The 26,340-nt window shown below is 51.4% G+C and carries 20 protein-coding genes; 13 read left to right on the top strand and 7 right to left on the bottom strand.

Annotation, left to right across the window (positions count from 1 at the left end):
- The first annotated feature begins 333 nt into the window (after positions 1 to 333).
- Positions 334 to 978 (top strand): YdeI/OmpD-associated family protein, encoded by a 645-nt coding sequence (locus A0W33_RS07580; RefSeq protein ID WP_068837589.1) that lies wholly within the window; start codon positions 334 to 336, stop codon positions 976 to 978.
- Between the two features lie 87 nt (positions 979 to 1,065).
- On the opposite strand, the gene A0W33_RS07575 is transcribed toward A0W33_RS07580, so the two are convergent.
- From A0W33_RS07575 to A0W33_RS07565, 3 genes are all read right to left on the bottom strand, one after another.
- Positions 1,066 to 1,623 carry a hypothetical protein gene (locus A0W33_RS07575; RefSeq protein ID WP_068839999.1) on the bottom strand — a complete coding sequence of 186 codons (558 nt, stop codon included), beginning with the start codon at positions 1,621 to 1,623 and terminating at the stop codon, positions 1,066 to 1,068.
- A 60-nt stretch (positions 1,624 to 1,683) separates the two neighbouring features.
- Positions 1,684 to 4,038 (bottom strand): TonB-dependent receptor, encoded by a 2,355-nt coding sequence (locus A0W33_RS07570; protein WP_139237151.1) that lies wholly within the window; start codon positions 4,036 to 4,038, stop codon positions 1,684 to 1,686.
- Between the two features lie 210 nt (positions 4,039 to 4,248).
- Positions 4,249 to 4,572 carry a hypothetical protein gene (locus tag A0W33_RS07565; RefSeq protein ID WP_068837588.1) on the bottom strand — a complete coding sequence of 108 codons (324 nt, stop codon included), beginning with the start codon at positions 4,570 to 4,572 and terminating at the stop codon, positions 4,249 to 4,251.
- An 893-nt stretch (positions 4,573 to 5,465) separates the two neighbouring features.
- Here A0W33_RS07565 and htpG point away from each other — a divergent pair.
- Both htpG and A0W33_RS07555 read left to right on the top strand, forming a co-directional pair.
- Positions 5,466 to 7,286: a molecular chaperone HtpG gene (htpG, locus tag A0W33_RS07560; protein WP_068837587.1), complete on the top strand. Its 1,821-nt coding sequence runs from the start codon at positions 5,466 to 5,468 to the stop codon at positions 7,284 to 7,286.
- 386 nt (positions 7,287 to 7,672) lie between these two features.
- Positions 7,673 to 8,596, top strand: coding sequence for a toxin-antitoxin system YwqK family antitoxin (locus A0W33_RS07555; protein WP_068839997.1), 924 nt, complete (start codon positions 7,673 to 7,675; stop codon positions 8,594 to 8,596).
- Here the strand turns inward: A0W33_RS07555 and A0W33_RS07550 are convergent.
- Positions 8,590 to 8,994, bottom strand: a complete 405-nt coding sequence (locus A0W33_RS07550) for a YraN family protein (protein ID WP_229802103.1) — start codon at positions 8,992 to 8,994, stop codon at positions 8,590 to 8,592. The two genes, A0W33_RS07555 and A0W33_RS07550, sit on opposite strands and share 7 nt — an antisense overlap.
- A 15-nt stretch (positions 8,995 to 9,009) precedes the next feature.
- On the opposite strand from A0W33_RS07550, the gene A0W33_RS07545 reads away from it, so the two are divergent.
- The 10 genes from A0W33_RS07545 (at position 9,010) to porN (ending at position 19,106) form a co-directional block, all read left to right on the top strand.
- A complete protein-coding gene (locus tag A0W33_RS07545; RefSeq protein WP_068837586.1) occupies positions 9,010 to 10,005 on the top strand; it encodes a bifunctional phosphoglucose/phosphomannose isomerase in 996 nt (331 codons plus the stop codon).
- Position 10,006: 1 nt separating this feature from the next.
- Complete coding sequence (gene lipB / locus A0W33_RS07540) at positions 10,007 to 10,741, top strand: lipoyl(octanoyl) transferase LipB (protein ID WP_068837585.1); 735 nt, start codon at positions 10,007 to 10,009, stop codon at positions 10,739 to 10,741.
- Complete coding sequence (locus A0W33_RS07535; RefSeq protein ID WP_068837584.1) at positions 10,725 to 11,129, top strand: hypothetical protein; 405 nt, start codon at positions 10,725 to 10,727, stop codon at positions 11,127 to 11,129. The genes lipB and A0W33_RS07535 overlap by 17 nt, the downstream gene beginning before the upstream one ends.
- Before the next feature lie 147 nt (positions 11,130 to 11,276).
- A complete protein-coding gene (locus tag A0W33_RS07530) occupies positions 11,277 to 12,449 on the top strand; it encodes a DUF4271 domain-containing protein (protein ID WP_082815159.1) in 1,173 nt (390 codons plus the stop codon).
- Between the two features lie 46 nt (positions 12,450 to 12,495).
- Positions 12,496 to 13,299 carry a uroporphyrinogen-III synthase gene (locus tag A0W33_RS07525; RefSeq protein ID WP_068837583.1) on the top strand — a complete coding sequence of 268 codons (804 nt, stop codon included), beginning with the start codon at positions 12,496 to 12,498 and terminating at the stop codon, positions 13,297 to 13,299.
- Positions 13,300 to 13,464: 165 nt separating this feature from the next.
- Positions 13,465 to 14,427 (top strand): PorP/SprF family type IX secretion system membrane protein, encoded by a 963-nt coding sequence (locus tag A0W33_RS07520; protein ID WP_068837582.1) that lies wholly within the window; start codon positions 13,465 to 13,467, stop codon positions 14,425 to 14,427.
- A gap of 229 nt (positions 14,428 to 14,656) precedes the next feature.
- Positions 14,657 to 15,673, top strand: coding sequence for a T9SS ring complex lipoprotein PorK/GldK (gene porK, locus A0W33_RS07515; RefSeq protein WP_068837581.1), 1,017 nt, complete (start codon positions 14,657 to 14,659; stop codon positions 15,671 to 15,673).
- Between the two features lie 86 nt (positions 15,674 to 15,759).
- The gene (porL, locus tag A0W33_RS07510; protein WP_068837580.1) at positions 15,760 to 16,563 is read left to right on the top strand and encodes a type IX secretion system motor protein PorL/GldL; all 804 of its coding nucleotides are present in this window, start codon (positions 15,760 to 15,762) and stop codon (positions 16,561 to 16,563) included.
- Between the two features lie 54 nt (positions 16,564 to 16,617).
- Positions 16,618 to 18,219 carry a type IX secretion system motor protein PorM/GldM gene (porM, locus tag A0W33_RS07505; RefSeq protein WP_068837579.1) on the top strand — a complete coding sequence of 534 codons (1,602 nt, stop codon included), beginning with the start codon at positions 16,618 to 16,620 and terminating at the stop codon, positions 18,217 to 18,219.
- A gap of 23 nt (positions 18,220 to 18,242) precedes the next feature.
- The gene (gene porN, locus A0W33_RS07500; protein WP_068837578.1) at positions 18,243 to 19,106 is read left to right on the top strand and encodes a type IX secretion system ring subunit PorN/GldN; all 864 of its coding nucleotides are present in this window, start codon (positions 18,243 to 18,245) and stop codon (positions 19,104 to 19,106) included.
- A gap of 140 nt (positions 19,107 to 19,246) precedes the next feature.
- Here the strand turns inward: porN and uvrC are convergent, their stop codons facing one another.
- Genes uvrC through porW form a run of 3 tightly spaced genes read right to left on the bottom strand, consistent with a single transcriptional unit; the run spans position 19,247 to position 26,309 of the window.
- Positions 19,247 to 21,076 (bottom strand): excinuclease ABC subunit UvrC, encoded by a 1,830-nt coding sequence (uvrC, locus tag A0W33_RS07495; protein WP_068837577.1) that lies wholly within the window; start codon positions 21,074 to 21,076, stop codon positions 19,247 to 19,249.
- Between the two features lie 9 nt (positions 21,077 to 21,085).
- Positions 21,086 to 23,401, bottom strand: coding sequence for a penicillin-binding protein 1A (locus A0W33_RS07490; RefSeq protein WP_068837576.1), 2,316 nt, complete (start codon positions 23,399 to 23,401; stop codon positions 21,086 to 21,088).
- Positions 23,402 to 23,405: 4 nt separating this feature from the next.
- Positions 23,406 to 26,309 (bottom strand): type IX secretion system periplasmic lipoprotein PorW/SprE, encoded by a 2,904-nt coding sequence (gene porW / locus A0W33_RS07485; protein ID WP_244888624.1) that lies wholly within the window; start codon positions 26,307 to 26,309, stop codon positions 23,406 to 23,408.
- Positions 26,310 to 26,340: the final 31 nt, after the last annotated feature.

Genomic DNA, 26,340 nt, shown 5'->3' with positions numbered 1-26,340 from the left:
AAGACAACAGTAAAAATTTAAACCATGGTGCTTTTGAGTAGATATTGTTTTCATAAGCTATGTAAAATTTGGGTTTTAGTCATATAGTATTATACTATGTGTTTTCGTAAATCGTTGTGCTTAAGCAGTTTAGTTTTGTATCTTTTGTGGTTCTACTTGACTGAACGGGTCATAAAAGGCTACTGTGTTGCTGTTCATACTCCTAGCTGTGCTTTCCTGCAGTATTAAGGTCTGCCGCTCCGGAAGGCAATGCTAAAGAGGGAAAGCCATACTTGTGCTGTTTCTGGGTTTTGTGTTAGTTTAGGGCAGACTTAATGGATAGCAGAAAACAACATGGTAGACCTCGGAAAAAAGCTGCAGATAAAAGCAGGGCAGAAACTGCTGCTTCGGAATGCGCCGGAGCAGGTAGCGCAAACCCTCACGCAAGAAGGCTACACGCCGGTACGGCATGAAAAGGATGCAGCATTGCCTGCTGCTGGCTACGGTGCTGCGTTGGCCTTTGCAACACATGCCGCTGAACTGGCTGAGCTGGTGGCGCAGGTACTGCCGTTGCTGCAGCCGCAGGGAATCTTCTGGGTGGCTTATCCTAAGAAAACATCCGGAGTAAAAACAGACCTGACGCGCGACAAAGGCTGGAGAGTGCTGGCGGAGCAGGGATACGAGGCGGTGCGGCAAATAGCGGTGGACGAGGTGTGGTCAGCGGTGCGTTTCAGGCAGCAGTCGGAGCGGAAAGAAGCCTCTACCTTTGGGGTCGACATGCCCGGCATCGACCGCAAAACCAAAACCGTTGCCATACCCGATGATTTGAGAGCGGCACTGCAGGAAGTGGAGCTGTTGAAGAATTTTGAACGACTGGCGTTTACGCACCGCAAAGAGTACGTAGTAGCGGTGCTGGAGGCGAAGCGGCCCGAAACCAGAGCCAGCCGTGTTGCCAAAGCGGTGGAAGGCGTTGCGAAACTGGCGGCAAAGCAGGTGTAACAATCGTGCAGACAAATATAAAAAAGGGGAGGCGCAGTATTTAGCTGCGCCTCCCCTTTTTTATACTTGTGCCAGTTTCTGCTTATTTTATTGCACCGTCACGTTAAACATGGCCTGCACATCAGTTTCTCCTTTGGTTGAGTCGCTGGTGTTGCCTTTCATGTCCGGCTGGTGCTTCAGCATGACCATAAGCGTGCCTGTGCCAGCAGCTGCGGTCGTTACTGTTGCTGTCAAACCGATAGGCCTGCCATTGGCATCCGCATCTGTTTTCGCCACTGTCAGCAGGCTTGCTGGGTTAGAGGTAAAGAATACTTCGTGGTCTGTACCCTCTTCCATAATCTCGGGAGTTAAATCGCCTGCGCCGTTCGGGCTGTCATCTGCAAACATAATGGTAGCATCGTAGGTCGTGTTGGCAGCCAGGTTCAGGGGCTCCGATGTTGGGGCAGCGCCACCGTCGCCATCAGGGTCAGTATAAGTAACGGTTACCATGCCACCTTTGCCCTGCGGTACCAATGTCATCGTCATGGTCGTGATCAACTCCCCTTCCTCAACTGGTTTTGGGTTGTCATCATCACCGCAAGCGGAAGTAATTAACAGGGTGCCCATCAGGAAAGCAGCAAGGGAAGGTCTAAATAACTTTTTCATAATATAAATGGTGTTAGATGGTACAAGAATACGTTTCAAAAAATTTAATGATGCTTTTAATTAAGATTTAGTAAAATTCAGCGGCACCCGGATGCGGAACATCAGCAGGCGTCCCGGCTCATCGGCAAAGTAGCGCAGCTTGTTCAGGTACTGCCGGTAGGTGGTGTTAAGCAGGTTATTTCCTGTTATCCCGATCTCTACTGCCTGCTTGCCAAAATGTAGTGTAGTGCCCGCCTCGGCATGCAGCAGAAAGTAGCTTTCAGGAGCAGGGGCAAAATCCTCCTCCGTTCTGACAGGCACTCGCTCCTGCTCAGTTACATAAGTGCCCCCGAAGGAGACATAGGCATCCGACAGCTTCTTTTGCCCACCATTCTGGCCGAACTCATACCTAAGGCTGTTGTCGAAGCGGTTGGCTGGCATGTAAATCAGGTAATCGTCCGTGTCCAGATTGCGGGCGTACAGCAGCGCGGTTTTAGACTCCAGCACCAGCCCCGTCAACAGTTTATAATCCAGGCTCAGGTCTACGCCTTTAAAGGTGGCATCGGCCTGCCTGTACTGAAACGCTGGAAACGCCCCTCGGATAGTGAGTACCGGCTCCGGCAATGGCGACAGGTAAATATAATTGTTGATAAAGTTGTGATACAGACTCAACGTGCCGTTTAAGCGGGCATTGTTAAAGTAATCAACCGACAGCTCAAAGTTATACGCCTGCTCTGATTCCAGCGTCGGGTCGCCCCGCTCGTAGGTGGCGGCACTGTGATGCACGCCCTGGCTGAAAAGCTCGTTAGCGCCCGGTGCACGCCAGGCCGAAGTGGCACTTAACCCGAAGGAAAGGTGATAGCCCACATCATAGATAGCTCCCAACGTACCGGATACATTGTTGAAATTATACGTGGGTTTCTCCAGTACATTTCTGGCCGCAAAACGCTTTACCTCCAGGTGCTTGTAATCGTAACGCAAACCAGCCTCCAACTGCAGCCTGTCTTTCTGCCATTTCTCAATCGCGAAAACACCAGCCGTTACCCCCGTAAAGTAGGGCAGGAAATCGCTGTAGAGGTAGGTGTTTTTCTGATAGATAGTGTTGATGCCCACCGAGCCGCTGAAGTTGCCAAAGGGCCTGTGCTGAAAAACGGCCTCAGTAGTATGCGTGTTAAGGGTAAGCTGAAGCGAGGGCAACGCGCTGCTGTTGCTGCGGTGCACATCATACTCCTCGCGCAGGTTGCGCTGCCAGCCATACACAAACTCCAGCCTGCCGGCCTCCCCCAACTGCCAGTACCCTTTCGCCTTCAGCAAACTGTGCTGCACGTCCTGGTACGGGCGGTTGATCTTGTAGGTGAAGGATGCATTGTCTGCATTGCTGGGCCTGCCCCGCGCAATCGCGTTCTCCAAATCGGTTACGTTACCGATATGCGACTCCCGTAGGATGCCTAGCTTCGTGTTAAACTGGCTCACGAACAGCTCTGCGCCATACGTCTCCTTCTTGTAGCCTACTGCCGCCGAAAAGTTCTGCTCCTCCAGACCCGTGTTCTCCAAATAATAGTCTGGTGTGCGGCTGTTGCCAGCCTTGCGCAGCGTGCCCTGCAGGCGCCAGCTAAGCGGCGGAATACCCGCCACGTTCCCTTCCAGTGTAGCAGAGGTGGCCAGTTGCCGGTTGTTCGTGCTGCCCAACAGGTGCACTTCGCCTCCAATGCCGGGCTCCGTGCGCAGCGGTTTCGGCTCCACAATAATTACCCCGCCAATGGCATCGGCCCCGTAGCGTACGCCTGCCGCTCCCTTTATCACCTTCATCTCAGAGGCCACAAACGGGTCTATCTCCGGCGCGTGCTCCGCTCCCCATTGCTGCCCCTCCTGCCGCACACCGTTGTTCAGCAGCAGCACGCGGTTGCTGTGCATGCCATGTATGACGGGTTTGGAGATGGTAGGCCCAGTTTGCAGCGTAGTTACGCCGGCAATGCCCCGCAGCGTTTCCGCCAGCGCCAGCCCCCGCGTTTCCGCCAATTCCCTGCCCGAAATCGTCTGCTGCGACTGCGCCATCTCCTTTAAGTGCGAGCCTGTTACCTCCACAGTGCCTAGAGTTCTGGGGTTGGCATGTAGTTGCAGGTCGCGCACGGCAGAGTTCACCATCTTAAGCGTGTACCGCTCCGTTTCGTAGCCCACATAGGTGACTATCATCGTGTAGGTGCCCTGGCATAAGTGGTGGAAATGGTAATTCCCATAGGCATCGGAAGCTGCAGTCTTGTCCAGTTCCGGGATGTGCACCGTTGCCCCGATAAGCACCTCGCGGGTATCGTGGTCCAGTGTCTTTCCCGACAGGGTAAGGCCACAATTCTGCTCAGCATTGCCAGCAAGCGTATCAGGCAGCGTATGTGCCCACAGCGGCGGTACCTGTAGCAGAAGTAGCAGCGTCAGGTACAAATTTAATTTGACTCTTACAGGTGATAACACGTCTTCGGTTTCAGCAATAGGTTAGTGGCTCCTACAACGTATAGGCGCCAAACACAGTGTAACATAGGCTGTGCAAAGATGCAGCCAGTATTGCCCTAGCGTTTCAATACAAAGAAAAGGAAGCACGCGCATCAGCCATACTTGGTAGTACAACGGGTGCAGGTGCATATTTGCTGAAGATCAGGCCGCAGGCGGGCCCCGAAGATGATAGGAGAAAATGCTGTTTCCCTGCCAGCCACAAGTATAGGCAGCGGCATGCGCAGCATGATGCGTGATAGAGGTGAAATCGAGTGAAAGGGCCGTGCCCTGGTAAGGCGAACTAAAAATATCCTCTACCTGGCAGTGCTTGTGCTTCAGGCCAATCTGGGCCTTGTGGGTGTCGGTGTGGTCGGTATGGACTGTATGCGTGTGCGGATGCAGCTCCTGAATGAGCGCATCCGGAACCATTGCCCTGCAGAACAGCAGCAGCAGGGTCAGGGCGATATAGTGCGTATAGCGGGCCACCTTTACAACACGAACATAAGCATTTATACTTTAAATTCCACAATGTTGCATTTAGAATGACGTCTATTTCTGCTCGGTGGTTGTGTGGTAAGTATAAATTATGTAGTTGTGGCACTGTTGATAGGAGGAAATATCCTACTTATGGGGTCTAAAAGCCAGCCACCCCTAACCCCTCCTTGTCTAAGGAGGGAAATATGTAATTGCTCTTGCTGAAGTATAAGCGCTGTGATTCCGGGTAGTGTGTTAACCCACCCCTACCCCCTCCGAGGAGGGGAATTTAATTCCCTGCTCCTACTCAAGTTTAAGTTAATTCGCTGGTGGCATCGCGCGGACAGGTCGCGACCTGTCCCTACAATTCGTGTAAAGGAAGAGAGCACAAGCAGTAGCTATCTGAACCGATTCCAGTCCTTGGGTTGAGCGCCTTTGGAGTTTTTCGGTCCCGCGTGAGCGGGATTGCAAAGCGAAGCGAGCAAAGAAAAGGTCCCAGCGCGATGCCCGAGGACGGGGCCCCGCGGCCGTGAGCGCTCCAAAGCTAAAGGTGAAACGATAGGTGCTTGGGAGCTGGAGGATGAAGGGCAGCTAGATAGGATAGCTTGTTTTCAATTGCAGTGAGCAGTGGCTATCGAATTGTAGCTGAGGCAGTCAAAGGCACAAGCGGACGCTTGCGCCAAATAATTTAACATGTATAGCTTCAGCAAGTATAGCCGCTGCTAAGCCAAAATATACCGAACCCAAAACCGGCTACTAACGCCGCACCACCACCCTGCCCGGAAGTAATTGCAGCTGAATTCTGACAACCTGTCACTACGACTGTATGTGGAACAGGATTTGAAAGCAGGCCTGAAGTATAAATACCGCAATAGATTTAGCTAACAACATATAACGTACAGACAATGGAAGAAAGAGGTAACATCTCCATCCACACCGAGAATATTTTCCCGATCATCAAGAAGTTCTTGTACTCCGACCACGAGATCTTCCTGCGCGAGCTGGTAAGTAACGCGGTAGACGCGACGCAGAAAGCCAAGCGCCTGTCGGCCATCGGCGATTATACCGGCGACCTGGGCGAGCTGAAAGTAAAGGTAGCCGTTGACAAGGAGGCCAAAACCATCACCATCTCCGACAATGGTATCGGTATGACGGCCGAGGAGATCAAGAAGTACATCAACCAGATCGCCTTTTCGGGTGCTACCGAGTTTGTGGAGCGTTTCAAAGATTCTGCCGGCGACAAAGATCAGATCATCGGTCAGTTTGGTTTGGGCTTTTACTCTGCCTTTATGGTGGCCAGCCGCGTGGAGATCATCACCAAATCTTTCAAAGACGGTTCTGAGGCAGCCCGCTGGGAGTGCGACGGCAGCACAGAGTTTACCATTACATCGGTAGAGCGCGCCGAGCGTGGCACGGATGTGATTCTGCACGTGGCCGAGGACTCGGAGGAGTTCCTGGAGCCGATGCGCCTCCGCACTATACTTGACAAATACTGCAAGTTCCTTCCGGTGCCAGTGGAGTTTGAGGGCGAGGTAATCAACAACCCGAACCCGATCTGGACAAAGCAGCCAGCCGACCTGAAGGAAGAGGACTACAAGGAGTTCTACAAAGAACTTTACCCGATGGCGGAGCCGCCGTTGTTCTGGATCCACCTGAACGTGGACTACCCATTCAACCTGACTGGTATTCTGTACTTCCCGAAGCTGAAGAACGACTTCGAGGTGCAGCGTAATAAAATCCAGCTGTACTCGCGCCAGGTTTTTATTACCGATGAGGTAAAAGACGTAGTGCCGGAGTTCCTGATGCTGCTGCACGGGGTGATCGATTCGCCGGACATTCCGCTGAACGTAAGCCGCTCGTTCCTGCAGGCCGACGCCAGCGTGAAGAAGATCAACACCTACATCACCAAAAAGGTAGCCGACAAGCTGAACGACATCTTCAAGAAAGACCGCGAAACGTTTGAGAAGAACTGGGACGACATCAGCGTGTTCGTGAAGTATGGCATGCTGAGCGACGACAAGTTCTATGAAAAAGCGAAGGATTTTGTGTTGCTGCAGAGCACCGAAGGCAAGTACTACACTGTAGAGGAGTACAAGGCGCTCGTGCAGGCTAACCAAACGAACAAGAGCGAGCAGCTGGTGCTGCTGTATACTTCGGATGCGGAGAAGCAGCATGCGTTTGTGGAGGCGGCCCAGAGCCGTGGCTACGACGTGCTGAAGCTGGATTCGGTGATCGACAGCCACTTTATCGGTTTGCTGGAGCAGAAGCTGGAGAAGACCACGCTCAAGCGCGTAGACTCTGAAACTACGGACAAGTTGATTGAGCGTGACGAGGTGAAGGAAAGCGTGCTGAACGATACCGAGAAGGAAGAGTTGAAGACGGTGTACGAGCAGGCTATCAACAACAAGAACATGACGGTAGAAGTAGCGCCGCTTGCCCCGGATGACGCGCCGGTGGTAATCACCCTGCCTGAGTTTATGCGCCGCATGAAGGACATGAACCGTGCCGGTGGCGGAGGAATGATGTTCATGGGCGAAATGCCGGACATGTACAACGTCACCATCAACGCGAACCATGCCCTGAACCAGCGTGTGCTAAAGGCTGAGGAGAAGGATAAGCTGGCCCGTCAGGCGTTTGATCTGGCCCTGCTGTCGCAGAACATGCTTTCTGGTGCCGCTCTCACAGGCTTTGTGAAGCGCAGCTTTGAGCTGATGACGCAGGAGTAGGTTTTTGAGACACAAGATATAAGTATCAAGACACAAGATTTTTCTTGATGCGTGTGCATAAAAATGACAGCTACAAAGTAGAGCCGCTAGTGAAGCCGTGGATCAGTTTAAGCTAAATTAGCTCAGGCTGATCTTAAGTTATAAGTAAAACATACCAACAGTTTTATACTAAGGCAGTGCCCGTTTGGGTGCTGCCTTTTTTGCTGCCTGCGGGCACCAGGTATAAAATGAAACTTACAGGCAGTCTGTGCAGTTATAGGGGGCGAAACGGTGTATTGGTGCCTATACTTATAATGTGCATCTTTACGTTAAATAAATTACTAGCTGTTTTTGCCCGGCAGAAACAGTGGCAAATTGAAATTCAGTTTTTCAAAAGTCAGTCAAAGTTGAAGCATTTGGTTTATACGTTGGTAGCAGGTATGTTTCTGTTGATGCTGGGCGGCTGCGGCCAGCCTAAGTGGAACAGCGACTACAACCTGGACAAAGCACAGCTGAAAGGAAGAGGCGCGACAGCGACCGATGCACTCGCCGCTGCCGACACAACCATGCCCACTGTGGAAAAGCGCAATCCGCTGGAGGAGGAGATTGCTGAGAAGGCCAAGAAAAAGCGAAAGAAGAAACGCAGCAAGAAAGAGTTCCTAGGTTACAAAGTGAAGCGCGCCTACACCAAAACCGGTGGCCGCTCCAGAGAAACCGTTGAGTTTTTCAGCTACCTGCCCGTGCACGAGGAGCCCGATCCTTATGCTCCTTTCAAGTACTACTACGACACGAAGAACAAGAAACTGGCCCGCTCAGGCTCCAACGTGGAGGATACAAACCGCTATAAGGTGCTGCACGGCCCTTACAAGAAAACCCTGAACGACGAGGTGGTGGAAGAAGGCTATTTCTACATCGGCACCAAGCACCTGCGCTGGGAAAAATACCGCGATAACGAAGACCATACTTTGCTAGACAAGGAGCATTATGAAAAAGGCTTCCTGCGCGATGCCGTTGTAACGTACTACGGCGACACCAAAAAGATAAAAGAAGTAATCCCTTATGAATTTGGCGAGGTACAGGGCACGTACTACCGCTTTTACGAGAACGGACAACTGGAGTGGAGCGGGCAGTACCAGAAAGGCCGCAAGGTTGGCGTATGGATAAACTACTACGATTTCCGCAACCGCCGCCACTACGAGTTCCAGTATCCCAAAACCGCTTATGAGCCACAGGCCGAGCCCATCCTAATCAAAGAGTACGACCGCCACGCCACCCCGATCTTCGAGCTGGGCAAGTTCGATAAGCGGGAGCAGGCAAGAACCAATCAGTGAAAAGCATCCTCGATGTGATGGATAGTGGGCGGTGAGGTAAGCGTGATGGAGATAATGTCAAACCGCGCCTCCTGCTGCCAACCCTCTTCAAGTATAAATGCCTCGGCGGCGCTTAACAGCAGCTCCTCTTTGCGGGAACTAACCGCCTCCTCCGGATATCCGTACCTATCGGTAGTTCTCGTTTTTACCTCCACAAACACCAGCAGGTCGTTTTTCTGCGCGATAATATCCACTTCAGCGCGCCTGTACCTGTAGTTCTGGTGCAGCAGCGTGTAGCCCTGCTGCTGCAGGTAAGCTGCAGCAAGCGATTCGCCGGACTGGCCGGTGCGGAGGTGAGCACTTGTTTGAGAACCCATAGAAATCTTGTACTTTGCGGGCAGCTGAGGCTGCTTTGCCATAAATTTACCGATGCAATGAAACAACTGGTTGAGAAATTTAGTGAGCAGCTACGCGATGCCATGGATGTAGGAGAACGCGCCGGTGTTACCTTCCGCGGTCCTAAGTATAGCAACGTAGTAGTTGCCGGTATGGGTGGTTCCGGTGTAGCTGCCAGTCTGATACAGTCTTACGTAGCCGACAAGCTGGAGGTGCCGCTGGTGCTGGCTAAAGGCTATACCCTCCCCTCTTTTGTAGGGGCAAATACGCTGGTGATCGCCTCCTCTTTCTCGGGCAACACAGAGGAAATCCTGTCAGTGGTGCGTGAGGCCCTGAAAGCGGATGCCGCGGTGGGCTTCCTGACGGCGGGCGGGGAACTGCTCCGCATTGCGCAGGAGCAGCAGGTGCCGCACATCCGGCTGGACGAGGAGCCGCGGCAGCCGCGGGCATTGTTTGGGTATGCCGTAGTCGACTTGCTTTATCTGCTACACCACGCAGAGCTGCTGGACGATACTTTTAAAAGGGAAGTTGTGCAAAGTATAAACCTACTGGAAGAGCAGGCCGGGAGTATAAAAGTGCAGGCGAGCGCCCTAGCCAGCGCCTTGCAGGGAAAAGTCCCCATGATTTACGCCAGCAGCACGCTGGAGCCGGTGGCCCTGCGCCTGCAGCAGCAGCTGAACTCAAACGCCAAGCAGTTGGCGCATGTGAGCATCTTCCCGGAGGTGAGCCACAACGAGATAGAGGGATGGCAGCACCCGTCGGAACTATTCGACCAGTTGGCTGTTCTCTTCATCAAGTCCGTGTACTGCCACCCACGCGTAAAGCAGCAAATGGACCTGGCTAAGCCGCTGCTGGAGAAAAAGGTGCAGCGGGTGCTGGAGATAGAGGCTATGGGTGCTACCTTTCTGGAGCAGGCCTTTTACCTCATCCACCTGTTCGACTGGGTATCGATTTACATGGCCGACCTGAACAAGGAGAACCCGAACGAAAGCGAAAGTATAGCTTACCTGAAACGAGAACTTTCTAAAGTATAACGTGCAGAAAAATACCGAAATTCTATTTGAACACCTGGGGCTGATCGATTACAAAGAAGCTTGGGAATACCAGGAGAAACTCTTTAACAGCGTGCTGGAGCTGAAAGTGCAGAACCGCAAGGCCGAAGCCGATGCGCAGGAGCCAACGCCCAATTACCTGCTCTTCTGCTCGCACCCGCATGTGTACACGCTGGGCAAGAGCGGCCACGAAAGCCACCTGCTGCTGAACGAGGAGGGGCTGAGCGCCAAGGGAGCTACTTACTACAAAATCAACCGCGGCGGCGATATCACCTACCACGGTCCCGGCCAGCTGGTGGGCTATCCCATCCTGGACCTGGAAAATTACTTCACCGACATCCACAAATACCTGCGCTTCCTGGAGGAGGCCGTTATACTTACCCTGGCTGAGTATGGTATTCCGGCTGGTCGCATTCCGGGCCTCACCGGCGTTTGGCTCGACCACGAGGCGCAGCAGAATCCGCGCAAGATCTGCGCAATGGGCGTGAAGTGCAGCCGCTGGGTAACCATGCACGGTTTCGCCTTCAACGTAAACACCGACCTCGATTATTTTAATAACATCGTGCCGTGCGGCATTTCTGATAAAGCCGTAACTTCGCTGGCAAAGGAGCTGGGCCATGAATTGCCGATGGCAGCGGTAGAGGAAAAAGTTCTAAAGCACCTAGGCCAGCTTTTCGGTGCCACGATTACAACAGCAACGCATGAAGAAGGATATTGATTTTGGAACGGTGGAGGGGATCTCTGTGGCCATTGCCGCTACGCCCTCGCCAACCGGAGATCCCACTTGGGATGTGTACTTGCTGAACAACAATGCTTTTCCTGTCGAGAACGTGCTCGTAACCTCCAAAGGCTATGGCGTGATAGACGGAAATGAAGTGAAGACCTCGGTGCTGCGGCACATGTTTGAGCGTGTGGAGGCAAAAAGCTTTGTGCAGGTAGAGCCGATCGACCCGGCTATCTTCCACATCAACAACGAGTATTGGGTAAGCTACTACATTGACCGCCAGATATTCGATAAGAAATTTGTGTTCGTGCCGGATGCGGTGGTGGAGGAGAACCTCATCGATATAAACATGCTGCAGTTGCGGGGTGTGCTGCATTCTTAATGATGGACGCTTCTGTTGAAGGCCTGTGCCTGTAACCCTTTGTGACAGAAGTGCTTTTTAGCATTTACTTTTATACTTTTGTCTATTGGTTTAACGTATGGCTTTGCCACAGGCGGGTCAATACGCAGCAGTTTATCTTGTAACACAGTGCTCAGAGCATCCCAACCCTACTTATTTCCTATCGTGCTGTTGCTGGCCTGGCTGGGGGCTACCCTGGGGCCTGTGCAGGCGCAGGTGCTGCCGCTCGACCAAAAAAACACGATCACCGGCAACTGGATGGTGCAGCGCGACGGGGAAACCCAGTTGGTTCCCTATGTTGCCGGTGTACATGACAACTACAATGCCCTGCACCAGTGGCTGCCTGTTTCGCAGGCGCAACCCTTCAATATTGCCTTTGCCGCCCCACAGAACCTGTGCCTGTTTCTGAACAACCGCCTTATCTTTAAGGCTGACTTTGCGGCGAACTACACGCTAAACCTTACCGATTACACCAGGAACCTGGAGCCCGTGCAGGGGAAGTACCTCCTCACGGTGTGGCACCCGGCACAGCAGCCGAATGTGCGTTCTTTCCGAAATGCGCCGCGCACCCCAGATGCGGCGCAGCGACTGAACCAGCGGCCCTTCTCTATCCAGGTGCGGGATTACGTGAACCAGAATGCCTTTATCATCTTTATGTTGCTGATCGGCCTGCTGTACGGAGTGCTGCGCGTAAACTACCCGGCTGATTTTCAGCAGATGTTCAGCTTTAACCGCTTCTTCAGCTCTACTCAGCGCGAAGAGCTGTACGCAACTAAACCTGTGAGTTCTGTGTCGAATATGCTGTTTCTGCTGGCTTTTTCGCTGTCGCTGGCTTTGCTCATCACGGCCATCCACACCAACCTGCAGCACGTAAAGCTCTTCAACCGCCTGTTCCCGGTCTCGGAAGCCGATATCACCACAAAAGTTATTTTCTACACCATCATGGTATTCAGCGTGGTGCTGTTAAAGTATATTTTCCTGAAAGTGATGTCTTTTATATTTGGGCTGGAGCAGGTGGTGGAGTTGCAGTATATGGAGTTTATGCGTTCCCTGCTTTTTCTGGGGCTTTTCCTGCCGCTGGTGATGCTGCTTTACCTGGGCTTGAACGCGGTGCTGCCCGATGCCATTGTGCTTGTCTCGAGCCTCGCTGTTTCGTTTGTGTTGGTTATCACGATACTACGCGTGTTTGCGGCTGTAAATAAGAAAGCGTCTGTACTTAATTTGCATTTATTTTCATACCTTTGCGCCACAGAAGTGATTCCGCTTGCAATTATACTAAAGCTCATAGTTTTTAATTACTAAGCGGGTATTGCAGCAGCTGACATTTTATTAACCGCATCATTCTACTATGTCTGAAAGCAAAGCAAAGGGCACTGCGAACCCTGAAAGGTACAAGATTCCAATTAAGAGTATCCTCGTTACGCAGCCGCAGCCAACAACTGATAACTCTCCATACTTGTCGATTGCGGAGAAGTATGACATTAAGGTCGACTTCCGGGCATTTATTGAGGTGGAGCCAGTTCCTTTCAAGGAGTTTCGGAAAGACAAAGTTGATATACTCTCCCACACGGCCATCATCTTTACAAGCCGTAACGCCGTAGATCATTTCTTTCGTATCTGCCAGGAGAGTAAAATAGAAATGCCGGCCGATATGAAATACTTCTGTATCTCTGATCAAACGGCTTATTACCTTCAAAAGTATATCACGCTCCGCAAGCGCAAGCTGTTTGTGGGTGAGAAAACGGCAAAGGACCTGTTTGAGGTGATCAAGAAGCACAAGAACGAGAAGTTCCTGTTCCCTTGCTCCAACATCCGCAAAGAGGATATCCCTGAGTTCCTGGCATCTAACAAGATCAAGCACACCGAGGCCATTATCTACAAAACAGTGGCCGCCGACTTGTCTGACCTGGATGACGTGACGTACGATTGCCTTGCCTTCTTCAGTCCGTCGGGGATTCATTCGTTGTTCATCAACTTCCCGGATTTCAAGCAGAACAACACCCGCATCGCCGCCTTTGGCCCCACCACCGCCAAAGCAGTGATTGATGCCGGGTTGGAACTGGACATAGAGGCGCCGCTGCCAAACGCACCTTCCATGACGGGAGCCATAGAGGTATACATACAAAACCAGGCAAAGAAGGGAAAAAAGTAAGGGGCTAACGCAACTTTTGCCTTCATTTTCCATACTATCTAAAACGCAAACGCAAGTACTGCCCACGGGTGTGCTCGCATTTGCGTTTTAGTGTTTAATCCCTATATTTGGAAAGATTTGCGTGCTAAGCGCACGTGCCACACCTTGCCTTCTTTGCCGCAGCCTATGAAAAAGTTCTTACCCGTATTGCTGCTGATCTTCCTGGCAGTACCACTTGCCATGGCGCAGCAGCAGCCGCAGTTCACCCATTATGGGTTCAACCAGCTGTACATCAGTCCTGCTTATGCGGGTATCACCAACCGCCCCGAGTTTACTTCTATTTACCGTTACCAGTGGCTGGGCTATGAGGCCTCCTTTGATGATGGCGGCGCACCGCAGACGCTGCTCATTACCGCGCACACCCCGGTGCGCCTGCTGCACGGCGGCGTGGGCCTTAGCCTGATGCGCGATAAAATTGGAAATACCACAGAACTGTCTGCAGCGCTGTCTTATTCCTTTCATATTAATATAGGAGAGACAGGTAAGCTGGGTCTGGGCATACAGGGAAATGTGAACAATTACAAGAAAGGCAGCTACCGCCCAAACCAGGAAAACGACCCAAGTGTGCCCGTGAACAGCTCTGATACCAAGTTCGACCTGGGTGCCGGTTTATGGTACGAATCAGAGACGTTCTACGCTGGTGGCGGTGTGACCAATCTGCTCCATGCCGAGTATGAGTTTGCCGGCGCGGTGCCTGGTGGCAAAGGCACCTTATTAGGGGAGAATCATATTTACGTAACAGGCGGGTACCACCTGCCACTAAGCACGGATGTGACCCTTACACCAACCGTTTTGCTGAAGCACGATACCGAGGTTTTCTCCTTCGATGTAGGGGGGCGAGCCACTTATTTAGAAAAATATTGGATTGGATTGAATTATAGACATGAGGAAGCTGTTAGTGCACTTGTGGGAGTGTCTCTGTTACAGGACAATGCGCTGCGGGTTGGATATGCACTGGATGTTACTGTTTTCGATGCGGCCGCTAAGGCTGCCACTTCTCACGAGGTGATGCTTAATTACCGCCTTCCGGAGCCGGTAATACGGTTTAAGCCACCTGTTCGTACGCCACGCTACTTCTTTTCAAAGTAAGGGATTGTTTATTGTAATTGATTGCTTAGTTTAGCGGGGCTGTCTTAAAATAGTACACAAAAAAAATATGATTTAGTGCTATAATAATCAGCTTCTTATCGCGTTCTAAAATTAAAAATTTGTGTCTTAGAGAATTGTTTTTTATTTATTCCTAATTCTCATATATTTGCTACACCCATAAAAGTGTACAAAAAAATCATTACAGAAAATTTACTTTTTTACAGTCATCATGAATAAACTAATTAAGCTGTCTTCCTTTGCTATGGCGGTTATACTGCTTGCAAGCTGTGGGATGGGACGTGGACCAGAAGGTGATCTTGTTGGTGCAGAGGACCGGCCAGAGTACAATCCGCAGGAAGTGCCTTACGGCATGGTGGCCTGCCCAGGTGGTACGTTCCATATGGGACAAGCTGACCAGGATATCGCAGCATCAATGGTGAACCTGAACAAGCAGGTTACAATTGGTGGCTTCTATATGGATGAAACTGAGATCACAAACAATGAGTACCGCCAGTTTATCAACGTGATGCTGCAGGACTCTATTGATGTGCTGGGTGAGGAGTTCGTGATGACGGAGCTTTACCCGGATACTACTGTTTGGGTAAAAGACTATACGTACCACATGGGCGACCCGCTGATGGAATATTACTTTTCTCATCCAGCGTTCGATGATTATCCTGTGGTAGGTGTGGATTGGTTCGCCGCCAAGTATTTTAGTGAGTGGCGCACCAAGCACAAAAACCAGGCGAACACGGCAGATGGCATGGCGCCAATGCCTGCATTCCGCCTGCCTACGGAGGCAGAGTGGGAGTATGCAGCAAGAGGTGGTCGCGATATGGCGGTATATCCTTGGGGCGGACCGTACCTGCGCAACGGAAAAGGCTGTTTGTTAGCTAACTTCAAGCCAGGCCGTGGCGACTATTACAGCGATGGATTCCAGTATACAGCTCCTGTTGCCCAGTATTTCCCGAACGACTTTGGCCTGTATGACATGAGCGGAAACGTGGCTGAGTGGTGCGCAGATGCTTATGCTGATGCCAGCGTTCCGATTACGTGGGATTTGAACCCGGTATACAACGACGATAATGAGCCGCGTAAAGTGGTAAGAGGTGGCTCTTGGAAAGATATTGCATATTTCCTGGAAACAGGTACCCGCAATTTTGAATTCCAGGATTCTGCCAGATCTTATATCGGCTTCCGGAACTCCATGATCTATCTTGGACGTTCTTCAGGAGGCGAATTTTAATTAGCAGAAGCAATCAGCTAATTAACTAACAGCAATAAAAAAAACCAATCCCCCTAAATCATTCACTACATTAATTACAACTTAAAATGAGCAAAGCTAAAGGACGCAGTTTCTTGTACGACGTATTGATGCCAAAAGTATATGGTCTTGGTGCCGCCGTCGTTATTATTGGAGCCTTGTTTAAAATACAGCACTGGGAAGGTGCCGACTTGATGTTGATCATCGGTCTTAGCACAGAGGCGGTTATCTTTGCACTAAGTGCATTCCAGCCAAACCATGCTGAACCAGACTGGGCCAGAGTATACCCACAGCTTGCAGACGATTATGCAGGAGAAGGCCTTGTGCCGGCAAATGCTGCTTTATCGGCAGGTCCTTCCGTTACAGGAAAGCTGGACGAAATGATGCGCAACGCTGACATCACACCAGAAACAATCAACAGACTTGGCCTTGGCCTGAACCGCCTGAGCGAAACAGCTGCCAGCATGTCTGACATGAGCCAGGCAACTGCCGCTACAGAAGAGTATGCTGTACGTGTGAGAACAGCTTCTGATCAATTAGACAAAATCAACGTGGCTTACGCTTCTACAGCGGATGCTATCTCTAAAATGGCTGTTTCTTCTGCAGATGCGCAGGAATACCACAACCAGGTACAGGGCATGACCCGCAATCTGGGCGCATTGAACGCAGTGTATGAGATGGAGCTTCAGGATGCCAACAACCACCTGAAGGCAATGAACAAGTTCTACGGAAACCTAAGCATGGCGATGGAAAACCTAACCGATGCCAGCAAGGACACAGAGCAGTTCAAGCAAGAAGTTGGCCGCTTAACACAGAACCTGCACTCGCTGAACACAGTGTATGGTAACATGTTAACAGCCATGAAAGGCTAAGCCCATCCTCACAGAAATTCTTAAATCAAAGAAAACACAGTTAAAGAGTAAATAATGGCTGGAGGAAAAGAGACACCTAGGCAAAAGATGATCGGCATGATGTACCTGGTACTGACTGCCCTTCTTGCCTTGCAAGTGAGCTCGGCGATTCTGTTGAAGTTTCAGTTTCTGGACGAAAGTTTAAAGACTGTAAACGATAAGACAATACAGGATAACGCCGGTGTAGTAAATAACATTCAAGCTGCCGTTGCAGAGAACAAAACCCCTTCTGCAAACGACAAGCGCGTGCTGCAAAATGCACAGCAGGTACGTCAGCAAACTTCTGACATGGTAGCGTACATCAGAGGCCTGCGTGAGATGCTGATCAAGGAGACTGGCGGTACAAACCCAGAGGATCCGGCCCAGTATGCCAACCCAAGCTCAGAAGACGTGGTAGCCATCAACATGATTGGTGCAGCCAACAAGAACAACGGAGCAGCTTATGAGCTGGAGGACAAGCTGAACAACTATGCTAAGTTTATGAAAACTTACAACCCGGATATGCCAGCTGAACTAGCTTTGGCGGGTAGCGAAGATCCGGTTGCTAAGAATGACAAGGCGCAGCGGAACAAAGACTTTGCACAGCTTAATTTTGAGGCAACTCCATTAGTAGCAGCTTTGGCAGTTCTTTCGCAGAAGGAAGCAGAAGTACTGAAGTACGAGGCGGATGCACTGCAGAAACTGGCACAGCAAGTAGGAGCGGACATCATCAAGTTCGAGAAGATCTTCGCCATGGCACGTGCTGAATCCAAAACAGTGGCTGCAGGTACAAAGTACTCAGCAGACATGTTCATTGCCGCTTCTTCCGACAACATCACGCCAAGAATGACTTACCAGGGCAAGCCTGTGAAAGTAGAGAATGGCATGGGTAAAGTGGAGTTTGTGGCTGCGGCCTCGAACTACGATGCGGACGGTAACTCGAAGCAAACGTGGAAAGGCCAGGTAACAATCAACCAGAATGGCAGAGACACCACATTTACAGTAACGGAAGACTACGTGGTAGCCAAGCCCGTGATACAGGTGCAGTCTGCTTCGGTTCAGGCCCTTTATTTCGGTGCTGCAAACGAACTGAACATTCAGGTACCGGCTTTGGGTGCTGTGTATGATCCAAGCTTCAGCGCAAGCGGTGGTGCTGCCATCAAAGGTGCTAAGAAAGGTGAAGTAACCATTATCCCTAACGCAACATCTGTAACGATAAATGTGAGCAGCGGTGGTAATGCCATTGGTAAGGAAACATTCAAGGTGCGTCCATTGCCGAAGCCGGAAATTGTGCCTTTAGTGAACGGAAAGCCAATCGATTCACGTCGTGGTGTTCCTGCACAATCTTTCAGAGCAGTAGAAATACAGGCTGTGGCAGACGAAGGCTTCAAACAATTATTACCGAACGAGGCACGTTATAGAGTAACAAAGTGGAGAGCTTACCTGGTGCGTAACAACCAGCCGGTTGATCAGGGAGAGTTTTCAGGACCTACAGCTAACCTGACAAGCTTTGCTGCTAAGGCAAACAAAGGGGATAGGGTAGTAATAGAGGTAGTTGACGTGAAGCGCCTGAACTACAAAGGACAGGCAGTGGATGTGAACATAGGTACCCCTAGCTTTATCGTTCCTTTAAATTAACATTTAACAAGCTTACAAGGAGTATGAAACTAGTTAAAGCAATAGGTATAGCAGCCGGATTGATGTTCTCTGTTGGTGCCATGGCGCAGCAGGTAGCAAATACGGCAGCAAGCAACCCTTCGGCACGGCCTATTCCAGAGTCTGATGTCCTGTTCAAGAAAACAGTATGGCGTAAAATTGACCTGCGCGAAAAGCAGAACAGGCCAATGTTCTCCGAAAACAGGGAAATCACTAAGATCATCATCAACGCAGTGAAAAGCGGTGAGTTGACAGCTTACAAAAGTGACTCTCTGAACACGCCGATCACACGTGAGGAATTCGTGGCGAACATGACGCCGAAAGAATCAGGTGGTGGCCTAAGTGAAGAGGAAATCGCAGCAGGCTTTGGACAGCAGGAAGAAGAAGCGGAGGATGCCTGGGGTGATGCCTTGGGTGCAGATGCCGTTGCAACACAAACTGGTCCTGTGAGCAATGAGTTTTTCCCAAAGCAGCTGTACCTGCTGGAGCTTAAGGAGAACGTAATATTCGATAAGAAGCGCTCCCGCATGTACCATGATATTCAGTCGATCAGCATAAAGGTGCCTTCTACGCTTAACCCACTAGGCTTTGAGCAGAACGTGGCAAGCTTTAAAATGAGCGACCTGGTTCGTATTTTCCGTAACAATCCGGAAATGGCGATCTGGTACAACGCACAGAACGATGCCCAGCACAAGAACCTGGCTGATGCGTTTGATCTGTGGCTGTTCAGCTCTTACATCACAAAGATCTCAAACCCAGGCGACAGAGCACTGGCTGATATCTACGGTGGTGGTAAAAAAGGACTATTAGCTGCACAGGATGCCGCTGAAGCCCTGATAGAATACGAATACAGCCTGTGGAGCTACTAAGCTTACAGCCGTAACCATACTAAAAAGGGAGACTCGTTTGAGTCTCCCTTTTTTTGTGCTCTGATATTTATACTTGTAGCGCCTTGCTGCTTTATCAGGAACTTAAAGGGTTTGCAAGTATAAAGCAGTAAACTGTTGTCCTAGTTCATTGGGTTTTCCTCTTCGCTCACAGGATGCAGGTAGGCGTACACGATAGCAGCCTTCGCCGGTCCTACTTCATCGGCGAGCTCTGCCATACTTAACTCCCGAACCTTTTTAACGGACCTGTACTTCTGCAGCAGTGCATCAGCCGTGGAAGGGCCAATGCCTTTGATGTCCGTCAGCCCCGTCTTCAATGTACCGGCGTCTCGCTTGCTGCGGTGAAAGGTAATGGCAAAGCGGTGCGCCTCGTTTCGAAGCCGCTGTATCAGCTTCAGGGATTCTGATTTCTTATCGATGTAGAGCGGCATGGAGTCGCCAGGGTAAAATATTTCCTCCAATCGCTTGGCGATACCAACCACCGCTATTTTGCCATAGATATCCAAATCCTTCAGCGCTTTCACAGCCATACTTAACTGTCCTTTGCCCCCGTCGATAATGATCAACTGCGGCAGGGGTTGGTTCTCGTTCAGCAGGCGGCGGTAGCGGCGCGTCACGATCTCATACATCGATTCAAAGTCGTTCGGGCCGATAACCGTTTTGATGTTGTAGTGGCGGTAATCTTTCTTGCTGGGCTTGCCGTTTTTGAAGCAAACCATAGAAGCCACCGGGTTATCGCCCTGAAAGTTGGAGTTGTCAAAACACTCGATCTGGCGGGGAAGCTCGGTCAGGCGCAGGTCTTTCTTCATCGTCTCCAGCACCCGCAGCTCCCGTTGCTCGCTTAAGTCCTTGTTCTTTTCTTTTCGCCCTTCCCGCTCTTTGCGCAAGTATAGCGCGTTCTTCAGTGAAAGGCTTAACAGCTTTTTCTTATCCCCGATCTGTGGATACGTGATGGTGATCGAATCAAGCGGCAGGCTTAGCTCTATGTTGGTGATCACCTCCCGCGAAGTACTTTCAAATTCCTGGCGCAGCTGCACAATTACAGAGGCAAGTATCTCGGCATCATCCTCATCCAGCTTCTTCTGTATCTCCAGCGATTGGGTGAGTATAATGGAGCCATTCATCACCTTCAGGTAGTTGATAAAGGCGCACTCCTCGTTGCTGGTGATGGTGAACACGTCCACATTGGTGATGGTATTGCTCACCACCGTCGACTTCACCTGGAAATCCTCCAGCATGTCGAGCTTCTGTTTATACTTGTGCGCCAGCTCGTACTGGAAATCGGCGGCAGCGGCGGCCATGTGCTCCTTAAAGTAACTTTTGGCTACAGAGAGGTTACCGGAAAGTATGTTCTTTATCTGAGCGATGTTCGCATTGTACTCAGTCTCATCTACCAGCGCTTCGCAAGGGCCTTTGCAGTTGCCGATGTGGTACTCCAGGCAAACCTTAAACTTGCCAGCCGCCACATTCTCCGGAGAAAGATTGTAGGTGCAGGTGCGCAGCGGATAGAGCGTCCGGATAAGATCCAGCACCACGTACATGGCCGTACCGGTTGGGTAGGGGCCGAAGTAGCGGGAGCCGTCGTTTATTTTATTTCGGGTGGTGATAACGCGAGGGAAACGCTCGTTAATGATGCAGATGTACGGATAGGTTTTACCGTCCTTCAGCAGGATGTTATACTTGGGCTGGTACTGCTTGATGAGGTTGTTTTCAAGCAGAAAGGCATCTGCCTCAGTATCCACAATCGTGAACTCGATATCCTTAATCTGGGACACGAGCTTCAGGGTTTTGCGGTTATGCTGGGCAGAGCGATTGAAGTAGGAACTCACGCGCTTCCTGATATCAATCGCTTTACCCACATAGATAATGCCCTTCTCATCGAAGAATTTGTAAATACCTGGCTTATGCGGCAGGTGCGATATTTTCTCCTTCAGCTTCTCGTTTGCTGGCATAGGTAAAAATTAGATTTCGGTGTCCAGGTCAATCTCTGTCGGCAGGTTCAGAAACTCATCCTGCTGAGTAGAGTCTATTTGCACGCCCTGGTTGTACCTGGCACAATCTAATTCTACCGATAAAGGCGTAGAAGGTTTAGGGAAAGGCTCCTTAGACACATCCAACGACTTATCCTGATACACTTTTTGCATAAAAGCGCCATAGATAGGCATGGCCAGCTTACCGCCCTGCCCTAAGGCAAGTGTGCGGAAGTGAATGGAACGGTCGTCTCCGCCAACCCAGGTGCCGCAGACAAGGTCCGGCGTTACGCCCATAAACCAGGCATCGGAGTAGTTCTGTGTAGTACCCGTTTTGGCACCCATCTCGTTCTTTAAGCCATTGCGGAAGCGAAGGCCATAGTAAGCGGTTCCGCCCGGCTCGGCAGCGGCTTTGAGCATGTGCACCATCATGTAAGCTGTCTCCTCGCTCAAGGCTTCCACTTTCTTCGGCACAAATTCAGCAATCACGTTGCCATGCTTGTCCTCAATGCGGGTAATGTAGTTCGGCTCCACCCAGGTTCCACCGTTTACAAAAGTACCGTAAGCTCCCACCATGTCGTAAAGCGATACATCAGAACTGCCTAGTGCCAGCGAAGGCGTAGCATCCAGTGGCGTAGAAATGCCAAGACGCTTTGCCGTCTGTGCCAGTGCTTCCGGACCAACTTTATTCACCAGGAAAGCAGAAATAGAGTTGACAGACTCGGCAAGTGCGCGGCGCAAGGTATACTTCTCTCCGCTATACTTGTTGTCTGCATTATCCGGGCACCACTGCGTTCCGTCAGAAAGCGGAATACACGTTCTGGTATCCAGCACCTCGTAGCACGGATAGTAGCCACTCTCGATGGCAGCCGTGTACAGGAAAGGCTTAAACGTGGAACCAGGCTGGCGTGCTCCCTGCTTTACGTGGTCATACTTGAAGTGCTGATAGTTGATGCCGCCCACCCATGCCTTGATGTGGCCTGTCTGTGGTTCCATGGCCATAAAACCTGTCTGCAGAAACTTCTTGTAGTACTTCAGCGAGTCCATCGGGCTCATCATCCGCTCTTCATCACCGTTCCAGGTGAACACCGTCATCGGGATCTTCTTATTAAGATAAAAGTTGATGGAGTCTTCGTTGTCGGGGAACTGCTCTTTCAGGCGACGGTAGCGCTCTGTGCGCTTGATGGCATTCTCAGCGTAGTCTTTTATTTCTTTGTTGTTGCGATCCACCCAGGGGTTGCGGCCCGCCCAGTGCTCGAAGAAAGCTTTTTGGCGGTCTTTCATGTGCTCGGCTACGGCCTGCTCGGCGTGGCGCTGCATACGGGAGTCAATCGTAGTATAAATCTTTAAACCGTCAGCGTATAAGTCGTAACCGTTTTCGCGGCACCACTGGCGCAGGGATTTGCTGGCCTCTGTACGGAAATAAGGTGCCATGCCCACATTCTGGTTCTCGACTTTGTAATCCAGTACAATATCCTCCTCCTTCAGCTTGTCATACTCCTCCTGCGGTAGGAAGCCATACTTCACCATCTGCGCCAGCACCACATTGCGGCGCCCCTTGGAGTTCTCGGGATTGAAGCGCGGACTGTAGTAGGTTGGGTTCTTGAACAGGCCAACCAGCACGGCTGCCTCCTGCACTTCCAGGTCGCCTACGTTTTTGTTGAAGAAGGTCTTGGAGGCAGACTTGATACCAAAGGCGTTGCTACCGAACTCAAAGATGTTCAGGTACATCACCAGGATTTCCTTCTTAGTATAAGACTGCTCCAGTTTCACCGCCATTATCCACTCTTTTGTTTTGTGGATAAGTGTGCGCAAGCCGGGTACATCATTCAGGATGCCATTATTCAAATCCTCACCACGCGTTCTGAAAAGATTTTTGGCTACCTGTTGCGTCAGCGTACTGCCCCCGCCTTTTGATTGTCCGGTAAGTATAGCCGTTGCCACGCGCGCCATAGCCTGGGGATCCACCCCGGAGTGCTCCTCAAAACGGATATCCTCGGTTGCGATAAGGGCATCTATGAGCACCTGTGGCAACTCCTCGTAATCGGCGGGCGTGCGGTTCTCGCGGAAGTACTTGCCGAGTATCTCATTGTCGGCAGAGTAAAGTACCGAGGCAAGCTCACTTTTGGGGTTTTCGAGCGAACGCGTGCTAGGCAGCTCCCCGAACAGGTTCAGGAAGTTGATGCTAACAGCGTAGAGGTAAAGTATAAACACCAGAAAACCGCCTACAAACAGCAGCCACAGGGCTGATATTATCTTAGGGTAGACCGATTTTTTCTTTGGCAGTGTCTTTTGGCTCGTAGACATGTAATTAATAATTGTTTTTAAAGAAGGTGAGGTAAGCTTCCAGGTCTTTCTTCTGCAAGAACTTCTGGTAGTTCGCAGATGAGATCACAAAGGTAGTGAAATCTACGCCTCTGATTCTACCCACCGGTGCCTGTGGCCCCTTTTGTTTAATGTTATAGGATGTTGCCAGCGCAGGGTCCTCAAAGGCACGCATCACCAGCATTGTTTTGCCATTCCCGTAGGCAACTGAGTCCACAGCCAGGTTCTGTTTCTTGTAATAAGTGTTGTTATACTTGGCATACTTCTGCTGAATATCCTCGAAAGCCTTGGCCTCCGTCGGGTAAATCAAAACAAAGAAATACGCAGAGTCCGCCCCTGCCTCATACGCCATAGGGTCTACAGCAGGAACTGCAGCCGCAACCACAGCAGGCACAGTAGCCGAGTCAGCAGGAGTTGAAGCCGTAGGAACCGCAGGTAACTGCTGCTGCTGGCCTTGTTCTGCCGCTGCAACTGCTGGCTTTGCCGCTGGCGTAGCGGGCACCTTGGCCTTTGTATCAGCGGCAGGCACCGTGGCTGTAGGCGCTGCCGTTTTAGCTGTTGCAATTTTTGTGCTGACTTTTTCCTCCGGCGTGCGTTTGTCCGTTTTTTTAGGTGCAGGGGCTGGTGTTTCAGGTGCATCCGTCCGGAGCTGGTTCCGCCTTTCCAGTTCCTGGTAAGTGATGAGCAGTTGGTCAGCCTGTTTCACGAGCGGGCTCCCTTTATGCTGGTTCTTGAAGCGGGTCAGCTTATCAAACAGCACCGTTGGCTTCTCGGTATTGGCCGCCACCATCGCATCCAGAAACGCTACCTTGTCCTGAATGTCGTTTAGCGGGTATTGGCTGGTGATGCGGTTAAGCAGCGAAAGCGTCTGCCTGTACTCCCGGGCGTCGTAATGGGTATAAGCCGAATCATAAAGTGCGTGCACCAGCAGATTAGTGGAGGCATTCTTCTTCATGAAATCAGAATCCTCGATCAAACGGGCATACACCGTGCCAGGGAATTTGTCTTTAATCTTGTTGAAGTATACCTGCTGCTGCTCGGTATTGCCGGTGCGGCCATAGAGCAAGTATAAACTGTAGTACGTTTCGGGGGCATGCTCTGTCAGGGGGAAGCGCTCCAGAAGCTGCTCATACGTGCTGATGGCATCGTTGGGCGCTTTCAGGCTTTGGGCATAGATACCCCCCAGGCGGAACAAGGCGTCCTCCTCCAGCTTTTCAGAACGTAGAAAGGCTACGGTAGTCAGCGGGATGTCCTGCAAGTATAAATCTACCTGCGCCTGCAGGCGCTCCTCCGGCGTTTGCTCGGGTGCGGCAGCGGCGGCAGGCTCAGCAGCAGGGGTAGTGGCAGCAACTACGTTGGTCTGGTTCTGGTTTTCGCCGCGCGTGCGGATGCGCCAAAAGTCCTGGTTCGGCCTATCGCCCCAGCGGCGGGTAAATTCGGCGCGGGCAGTGGCCATGGCAGTGGGGTTGTCGAAGTACCAGACGCCACCGGTGCCGTTATTGGCCAGTAAGTCGTTGCTGTTGCTGTTCCGGTTTTGCCGCGGGGCTTGCTTTCGCTCCTCCTGCACCAGCTGCTGCTGCCTTTCCTGCTCGGCCAGCCGCGCCTCCTCCTCTAACTGCACCAACTGCTGCAGAAAGGCCATGCGCTCGGCCTCGGGCATCTTAGCCAGGCGCTGCAGACTGTCCTGGGTTTGGATGGTGGTGTACTGCCGGGCAAAATCAGCGAGGATATCGCGGCGCTCAGCCACGGCTTCGTACATAGCGGCTGTTTTAGGGTATACCTGCACGGCGCTATCGTAGTAGGCGGCGGCCAGGTTATACTTCTGCAGGTTGTCGAAGTATATCTCTCCGGCCGAAACATAGCTGTAGGCGCTCTGGTTGGGCAGCGAACCCGGCGTGCGCAGCGACTGGTTCAGGTATTCAAGTGCCTTGTCGTAGTGCTGCTGGCGAAGCTCGAACTGCGCCATCTCATAGTATATCTTGTTGCGGTACTCTTTGTTCTTGTCGTCTTTCAGGAGTTTTCGGTAGTATCCCTCAATGCGCTCCCGGTCGTCCTTGTCCGCCAGCTCCGATACCTGGCCCAGGTTCAGGCGGCTGAAGAAGCCGAGGTCGTAGGGTGGGTTGCGGCGCAGGATCTTCGCGTACTGCTTGCTTGCCTCTTTGTCCTGGTTGGTGAGCTGGTAAAGCTGTGCCAGCGTGTACCGCACCTTCGACTGTGCATCCTTATCCTCGAAGTTAGGGATGGAAAGCGCCAGGTTCTCGATCACCTGGGCCGTATCGCCCTCCAGCGTATAATAATGAGCACGGGCCAGGTATAGCTCCCGGGCATTGTCGCGGTTCAGGCGCTCTTTGCGCAGGTACTCCGATACCTGCTTGGCGTTCTCCATCTCATCCAGCTGCATAAACGAGCGCATCAGCCACACCAGCGCCTCATGCTTATCGTCGGCATCTTTGCTGTTGGCGTTTACATATTTAAAAGTGCGCACGGCCTCCTCAAACTTCAACTCATAAAAGCTGGCTTTGCCTATCAGGTTATAGCTGTTGTCTACCCACTTGCTGTTCTGGTGGTACTGAATCGGAAAAGAGGCCTTTTTCTTGATGTCCTCCAGGTCGGCGGCAGCGGCGTTTGCGGTGGTTGAGTCGAGGATGGGGTAGATGGGCAGCACCTGGCTGTAGTCGTACACCATCTGCTCTTCCTGTTTCTCCTCCAGCAGGCGCATTTTCTCCTTGGCCAGGAAGTAGCCGTTGTAGCGGGCTGTGGTATTGTGGTAGGTTTTGCTCAGCGGGTTGTTGCGCTCAGCGGAGCATGCCGCCAGCGTCAGCCCGACAAGTATAAAGAGTATGTGAAGCGGCTTCTTGTTCAAGGCAAAAGGGTGCAGGGTTTTTAGCACTTTATTTAGTACACAATATAACGATAAGGCC

Origin of the sequence: Pontibacter akesuensis, assembly GCF_001611675.1 — a bacterium.
Classification (GTDB): Bacteria; Bacteroidota; Bacteroidia; order Cytophagales; family Hymenobacteraceae; genus Pontibacter; species Pontibacter akesuensis.
This window is presented reverse-complemented; position numbering and strand designations above follow the sequence as displayed.